5 protein-coding genes and 1 pseudogene are annotated in these 7,083 nt (G+C 64.5%); 4 read left to right on the plus strand and 2 right to left on the minus strand.

Annotated elements, in window-relative coordinates; genetic code table 11:
- Window positions 1-216: 216 nt before the first annotated feature.
- Window positions 217-882 (minus strand): TetR/AcrR family transcriptional regulator, encoded by a 666-nt coding sequence (locus tag Q8R73_RS12840; protein WP_305719921.1) that lies wholly within the window; start codon window positions 880-882, stop codon window positions 217-219.
- Between the two features lie 230 nt (window positions 883-1,112).
- Between Q8R73_RS12840 and Q8R73_RS12845 the strand changes: the two genes are divergently transcribed.
- The 4 genes and pseudogenes from Q8R73_RS12845 (at window position 1,113) to Q8R73_RS12860 (ending at window position 5,323) form a co-directional block, all read left to right on the plus strand.
- On the plus strand, window positions 1,113-1,655 hold the full coding sequence (locus tag Q8R73_RS12845; RefSeq protein WP_305719922.1) for an OsmC family protein: 543 nt from the start codon (window positions 1,113-1,115) through the stop codon (window positions 1,653-1,655).
- A 49-nt stretch (window positions 1,656-1,704) separates the two neighbouring features.
- Complete coding sequence (locus Q8R73_RS12850) at window positions 1,705-2,829, plus strand: acyl-CoA dehydrogenase family protein (RefSeq protein ID WP_305719923.1); 1,125 nt, start codon at window positions 1,705-1,707, stop codon at window positions 2,827-2,829.
- 124 nt (window positions 2,830-2,953) lie between these two features.
- Window positions 2,954-3,831, plus strand: a pseudogene (locus Q8R73_RS12855) (sulfurtransferase).
- Between the two features lie 106 nt (window positions 3,832-3,937).
- A complete protein-coding gene (locus tag Q8R73_RS12860; RefSeq protein WP_305719924.1) occupies window positions 3,938-5,323 on the plus strand; it encodes a CmpA/NrtA family ABC transporter substrate-binding protein in 1,386 nt (461 codons plus the stop codon).
- Here Q8R73_RS12860 and Q8R73_RS12865 read toward each other — a convergent pair.
- Window positions 5,301-7,083 (minus strand): sigma-54-dependent Fis family transcriptional regulator (locus Q8R73_RS12865; RefSeq protein WP_305719925.1); only part of this gene is annotated, 1,783 nt, incomplete at its 5' end. The two genes, Q8R73_RS12860 and Q8R73_RS12865, sit on opposite strands and share 23 nt — an antisense overlap.

Consider the following 7,083-nt stretch of genomic DNA (forward strand, 5'->3'; position numbering starts at 1 on the left):
CGGGATGGCGAGACATATAGCCCTGTTTCTATTTCTGGTAAACAGAAATATTTTTGCGCGAGGGGCTTGACATGCGATTCTGATAAACAGAAGTGATTTGCCCGTCGGGTCGGGCGGAGGCAAGCGCCTTGCGCCGCATAACGCATCATATCATGGAAGATGGTGGGCACGGCGCGAAGGGCGCCTTTGCCCACCCTACGATTCTACAATTCCGTCCTACACCGCCATCAGGTGCGACGGCGCCTCGGCGGCGCGCTTTGGCTTTTTCAGTTTCGGCGGCACCAACAGGCAGCCCGCGGCCAATCCGGCGGTGTCGGCGACACCGGGATTGCGCGAGACCATCGCCGCGACGATGGCGCCGTCGATCAGCAGCGCCAGCTGATGCGCGAGGCTTTCCGGCTCCGTCGCGCCCATCTCCGCGGCCAGCTTCTCGATATGCGCCAGCACGACCTTCTTGTGCCGCATCGCGATGGCGCGGAGCTGCTTCTGGTCCTTGTCGTGCTCGGCGACCGCATTGATGAAGGGACAGCCGTAAAAGCGTTCCTCGCCGAACCAGCTTTTCAGCGCCGGAAAGATCCGCGCCAGTTTTGTCCGGGCGCTGCCGCCGCCGGCTTCGATGGCGCCGATGAACCATTCGCGCCACTGCCTGCCTTCGGTCTCCAGCACCGCATGCACGAGGTTGGTTTTCGACCCGAACAATTTGTAGAGCGTGGTCTTGGCGGTGCCGGCCTCGTTGATGATGGCGTCGATGCCGGTGGCGTTGATGCCGTTCTTGCAGAACAGATGCGTCGCCGCGCCGAGCAATCGCCCGCGCGCCGATTCGTCATCGCCGGCAGCGGAACGGATGGCGACGGAACGCTTCTTCGAAGCAGGTTTGCGCATGCGTCCACTTAATCCAAATGCGGCGTACGCATCAAGCCGCATCTAGCCGTGCTCAAAATCTCCGCGACGAGGCAGCGATTGCACCTGGTTTGAGCACAAGGCTACCGATCGGTTTCTGGGCAGCGCGCCTTAAGCGGTTTCAGGCGTTCGGGTTTTTGGCCGGCCCGCCTCTGGCACGCTTCGTGCAGGAAACAGACCGTTCGGTATCCTACCTCCCAGGGAGAAAACAAATGACCGCGGTCGCCCAAAAAACAGTGCTGACAGGCTGCCTTGCGCCGATCGACAAGGACGGGCTGGAACAGCTCATCATCACCAGCAAGGCCAACCCCAAGGTAATCAAGACCTTGAAGTGCAAGACGGTGGCCGAGGGCAAGTTCCGCCACGCCAACTATATCCGCAACCTGCCGCCCTACATCGTCGACGAGCCGCCGGGCCTGCTCGGCGACGATACCGCGCCGAATCCGTCGGAGGCCTCGCTGGCCGCGCTGGGTTCCTGCCTCGCGGTCGGGCTGCACGCCAATGCGGTGCATCGCGGCTGGATCGTCAACAAGCTCGAACTGCAGCTCGAAGGCGATCTCAACATCACGGCGGTATGGGGCACCGGCGACGTCAGCGAAAAGCCGGTCGGCTTCACCGATGTGCGGGTCAAGGTCGACATGGTCTGCGAGGGCGTCGCCCAGGCGGAGATCGACGCGCTGGTGACCCACGTCCAGAAGTGGTCGCCGGTCGCCAACACGTTTACGCGGCCCGTCAATCTCGAGGTCAGCGCGTAGAGGCGGCCAGCGTGCAATCGCTCCCTGAAAAACCGGTACGGAGAGTTTCATGAGCCCAGTGGCTGTATCGCGTCTTCCGGTCGACGAAGCCGGCGATCATTCGCCGGCATCGGTGGTCGCAGAGGTGGCGGCGATTGCACGCAGGGACCTCGCGCCGCTCGCGGCCGGGATCGACGACGGCACCGTCTATCCGGCCGAACTGCTCCGGCGTCTCGGCGATGCGGGGGCGTGGGGCACGCATAAACCACTGAATGGCGCGGCCGATCTGTGCTGCGCCATTCAATCGATCTCGGCGCTCGGCGAGGTCTGCGGCGCCACCGCCTTCATGGCGTGGTGCCAGAATACGCTGGCCTGGTACGTGATGAATTCCGGGAATCCGGCGCTGACGGCGCGATTCGCCGAAGGCGTCTCCACGGGAAAAATTCTCGGCGGCACCGGCCTCTCCAATCCGATGAAGACCTTCTTCGGGATCGAGAAGTTCAAGCTCAGGGGACGCAAGGTCGACGGCGGCTATGTGATACGCGGCGCGCTGCCCTGGGTGTCCAATCTCGGTCCCGACCATTTCTTCGGCACGATCTTCGAGGTCGAGGGCAAGCCCGGCGAGATCGTGATGTTTCTTGCCGATTGCTCCGATCCCGCCATCACGCTGACGCCGTGCCAGCCGTTCCTGGCGATGGACGGCACCGGCACCTATGGCGTCCAGTTCCGCGACGCCTTCATATCCGACGATCTGATCCTCGCCGCATCGGCCGGGCCGTTCGTGAAGAAGATTCGGGCAGGCTTCATCCTGCTGCAGGCGGGCATGGCGACGGGCCTGATCCGCGATTGCATCGCCATCATGAACGAAGTCGCCGGACCGCTCGGCCATGTCAATCGCTTCCTGCCGCAGCAGCCTATCGATTTCCAGGACCTGCTGACCGGGCTCGAGACCGAGACCATGCAACTGGCCCGTGACCCCTACAACACGGACGACGGCTACTGGCGCCAGGTCGTGGCGCTTCGCCTGAAGGCGGGCGAGGCCAGCGTCGCTGCCGCGCATGCGGCGATGCTCCATTGCGGCGCGCGCGGCTACCTGAAGAGCCATCGCGCCCAGCGCCGGCTGCGCGAAGCCTATTTCGTCGCCATCGTCACGCCGGCCACCAAGCAGTTGCGCAAGATGCTGGCAGAGGCGTGAGTCTTGCAAGGCATCATTCAGGGCGGCATTGCGGGATCGTTTCGCAGAAGAGGTGTGCAGACAGAATTCACGAGAGCATCGGATCGACCCTAACTTTCAACGACGAAAACAGGAGAGGCCTGACATGACGGACGTTCTGATTTCCGCCGGCGAACTCGCCGAATTCATCACCAGAGAGCCGTGCGTCATCATCGACACGCGCAACCCGGATGCCTACGGCGCGGGACACATCCCGAACGCCGTCAACGTGCATGAAATCTTCACCTACCTCGCGACCTCGACGCCGGAAGGCATGGAGGAATTGAAGACGAAGTTCGCCGACGCGTTCGGAAAGGCCGGGCTGTCGGGCAAGGAAACCGCCGTCATCTACGAGCAGTCGATGAATTCCGGGTTCGGCCAGTCCTGCCGCGGCTATTACCTGCTGACCATGCTCGGCTATCCCAAAATCAAGGTGCTGCATGGCGGCTACGACGCCTGGACCGCCGCCGGACTGCCTGTCACGACGGAGGTTCCGAAACCCGTGCCGGCATCGTTCTCGATCGTTCCGGAAGCCGGCGACATCCTGATCGATGCCAAGACCATGCTGGCGGCGGTCGGCAAGCCCGGGGTCGCGCTGCTCGACGTGCGCGATGTCGACGAGTGGATCGGCGACAGTTCGTCGCCCTACGGCAAGGATTTCTGCCCGCGCAAGGGGCGCATTCCCGGCGCGGTCTGGCTCGAATGGTATCGCATGATGAAGCCGACCGCGGAGGGGCCGCGCTTCAAATCCAAGGACGAATTCTGGCCGAATGCGCCACCGTGGGCATTTCGCCCAGCACGCCGGTCTTCCTCTATTGCTTCAAGGGCGCCCGCGCCTCCAACACCTTCCTCGCCCTGAAAAACGCCGGGGTGAAGGACGTGCGGATGTATTTCGGATCCTGGAACGAATGGTCGCGCGATCCGTCGCTGCCGATCGAGGAAGGCCTGCCGACGGACGCCAGGCTGACCGAAAAGGCGGCATAGAACGTGCAGGGTTTGCGTCGCCGGCCGCGCTCAGGCGGCCGGCGATGATTGCCGAAAGCGGCGCATTGGCCGTTCAATCATCCGACACCACACAGGGGAATGGGGCATGTCCACCTTCGACGATGCGTTCGATGCCGATCGCAAGCTGTCACGATCGGGCTGCGTCTGCGGCCAGCATGGCTCGACGGCGGAGCACGAACAGGCTGCGCTGACGCTGCGCTGCGAGCCGGCGCCGACCGAGCAGCAACGTTACGAGGGGGTGGTTGCTTCCGCCGTGATGCGCGCGATGTTTCCGAAGGACGCCGCGCGCCGCGCCTTCCTGAAATCGGTCGGAGCGTCGACCGCGCTGGCCGCGGTCTCGCAGTTCTTTCCGATCAAGACGGCGACCGAGGTGTTCGCGAAAGGCGGCGTGCCGGAAAAGAAGGACCTCAAGGTCGGCTTCATCCCGATCACCTGCGCGACGCCGATCATCATGGCGGCTCCGCTCGGCTTCTATGCCAAATACGGTCTCAACGTCGAGGTGGTGAAGACCGCCGGCTGGGCCGTGGTCCGCGACAAGACCATCAACAAGGAATATGACGCCGCGCACATGCTGGCGCCGATGCCGATCGCCATTACGCTCGGGCTTGGCGCCAATGCGATCCCGTTCACGGTGCCGGCGATCGAGAACATCAACGGGCAGGGCATTACCCTGGCCATGAAGCACAAGGACCGGCGCAATCCGAAGGACTGGAAGGGCATGAAATTCGCCATTCCGTTCGACTATTCGATGCATAATTACCTGCTGCGGTATTATCTCGCCGAGCACGGCCTCGACCCCGATACCGACGTGCAGCTGCGTTCGGTGCCGCCGCCCGAGATGGTCGCCAATCTGCGCGCCGACAACATCGACGGCTTTCTTGCGCCGGACAATATCTGCCAGCGCGCGATCTATGACGGCGTCGGCTTCCTGCACATCCTGTCCAAGGAAATCTGGGACGGCCATCCCTGCTGCACCTTCGCGGCGAGCCGGGAGTTCATCACGACGTCGCCGAACAGCTTTGCGGCGCTGACGCGGGCGATCATCGATGCCACCGCCTACGCCTCGAAGGCGGAGAACCGCAAGCAGATCGCCGAGGCCATCGCGCCGGCCAACTACATCAACGCGCCGGTCACCGTGCTGGAACAGTCCCTCACCGGGACCTATGCCGACGGGCTCGGCGGCATCAAGACCGATCCCAAGCGCGTCGACTTCGATCCGTTCCCCTGGCAATCCTTCGCGGTCTGGATGCTGACGCAGATGAAGCGCTGGGGCCAGATCAAGGGCGATGTCGATTACAAGTCGGTGGCCGAACAGGTCTTCCTTGCGACCGATACCGCGAAGGTGATGAAGGAGATGGGACTGACGCCGCCCGCAAGCGCGTACAAGTCGTTCGCGGTGATGGGCAAGACCTTCGACGCGGCAAAGCCCGAGGAGTATCTCAACAGCTTCAAGATCCGGAAGGCGTCGTAAACGGGAACGGCCTGGCGGCGCGGGCGGGCGCCAGGCCGAGCACCTTCATGCGCGAGGCCAGCGTGGTCGGCTTGACGTCCAGCAGCGCGGCGGCGCCGCCGGGGCCGAACACCTTGCCGTTGCAGGCCCGCAGCGCGGCCAGGATATTCTCGCGCTCATGGTCGCGCAGCTCGGCCGAGGTCATGACCGCCGGCCGCGCCTCCGCCTTTTGCCGGCCGGATCCGGACGGCGCGTGCGGTCCCGGCGCGTCCGGCAGGTCGATGCGCAGCCGCCCGTTCTGCGCCAGGATGGCAGCGCGCTCGATCACGTTCTGCAGTTCGCGGACATTGCCGGGCCAGTCGTAACGCGACAGCCGCCGCGCATCGCCTTCCGACAGCCGCAGGTCGGATTTCAGTTCCTTGCTTTCGCTCATCAGGAAGTGCTGCGCCAACAGCGGAATGTCCTCGCGGCGGTCGCGCAGCGGCACCGATTCCACCGGAAACACGTTGAGCCGGAAATACAGATCCTCGCGAAACCGGCCGCGCGCCACTTCCTGCTTCAGGTTCCGGTTGGTGGCCGCGATCAGCCGAACGTCCACGGCGCGGGTGCGCTCCTCGCCGACCCGCTCGAAATTGCCTTCCTGCAGCACGCGCAGCAGCTTGCCCTGCAACTCCAGCGGAATTTCCCCGACCTCGTCGAGAAACAGCGTGCCGCCGTCGGCGAGTTCGAAGCGGCCGATGCGGTCGCGCACCGCGCCGGTGAAGGCGCCCTTGACGTGGCCGAAAAACTCGCTTTCGAACAGCTCGCGCGGAATCGCGGCGCAGTTGACGCGGATCAGCGGCCGGTCGCGCCGGGCGGAGGCCTCGTGAATGGCGCGCGCGATCAACTCCTTGCCGGTGCCGGACTCGCCGGTGATCATGACGGCGGCGGTGGTCGGCGCCACCAGCTTGACCTGGCGCAGCGTCTTCTGGATCGCCTCGCTCTGGCCGATGATGCCGCGCGGGTTGGTCTCGATCCGGATTTCTTCCTGCAGATAGGCGTTTTCCAGCTCCAGCCGCTCGCGCAGGCGGTCGACTTCGGCGAGCGCGGCGTGCAGTTTTTCATCGGCGTCGCGCCGCTGGCTGACGTCGCGAAACACGATCACGGCGCCGACCACCGTGCCGCGATCGCGGATCGGGGTCGATGTGTACTCGACCCAGACCGGTGAGCCGTCCTTGCGCCAGAACACCTCGCCGGCGACATTGTGCACGGCGCCGTCGCGGAACGCGGCATAGATCGGGCAATCCTCGTCCGGGTAATGGCTGCCGTCGTGGTGACTGTGGTGCACGATCGGATGGATCGCCTTGCCGACCAGTTCCTCGGCGGCCCAGCCCAGCATCCGCTCGGCGGCGGGATTGACGAAGGTGGTCTTGCCTTCGGCGTTGACGCCGTAGATGCCTTCGCCGGCGGCGCGCAGGATCAACTGGTTTTCCCGCTCGATGTCCTGAAACACCCGCTCGACCCGCTGCCAGGCCGCAAGCCCGCTGCGCATGTGGTCCTCGGCGGTGGCGTCGACGAAGCGGCGGCGGCGCTGTTCCAGATCACTCATGGTCAGCAGCATCAGGGCGCGCCCGTCATGCGGCACTAACGAGCCGGTATATTCCAGCCGCAGCGGCTGGCTGGTGGCATGGCGCGGCGTCAACGCGTTGGTCCAGTAGCTGCCCCTGGCGAGGACGGCCTGGGTGAACACGATCAGCGCCGGCAATTGTCCGGCGTGCAGCGCGCTGATCCGCGTCTCCCGC

It is taken from the genome of Bradyrhizobium sp., from assembly GCF_030697065.1.
In the GTDB taxonomy this organism is placed as follows: Bacteria; Pseudomonadota; Alphaproteobacteria; order Rhizobiales; family Xanthobacteraceae; genus Bradyrhizobium.

Excerpts from the sequence above, each read along its gene's own strand:
- Q8R73_RS12840 (WP_305719921.1), bottom strand. The coding sequence starts at position 882 with ATGCGCAAACCTGCTTCGAAGAAGCGTTCCGTCGCCATCCGTTCCGCT.
- Q8R73_RS12845 (WP_305719922.1), top strand. The coding sequence starts at position 1,113 with ATGACCGCGGTCGCCCAAAAAACAGTGCTGACAGGCTGCCTTGCGCCG.
- Q8R73_RS12850 (WP_305719923.1), top strand. The coding sequence starts at position 1,705 with ATGAGCCCAGTGGCTGTATCGCGTCTTCCGGTCGACGAAGCCGGCGAT.
- Q8R73_RS12860 (WP_305719924.1), top strand. The coding sequence starts at position 3,938 with ATGTCCACCTTCGACGATGCGTTCGATGCCGATCGCAAGCTGTCACGA.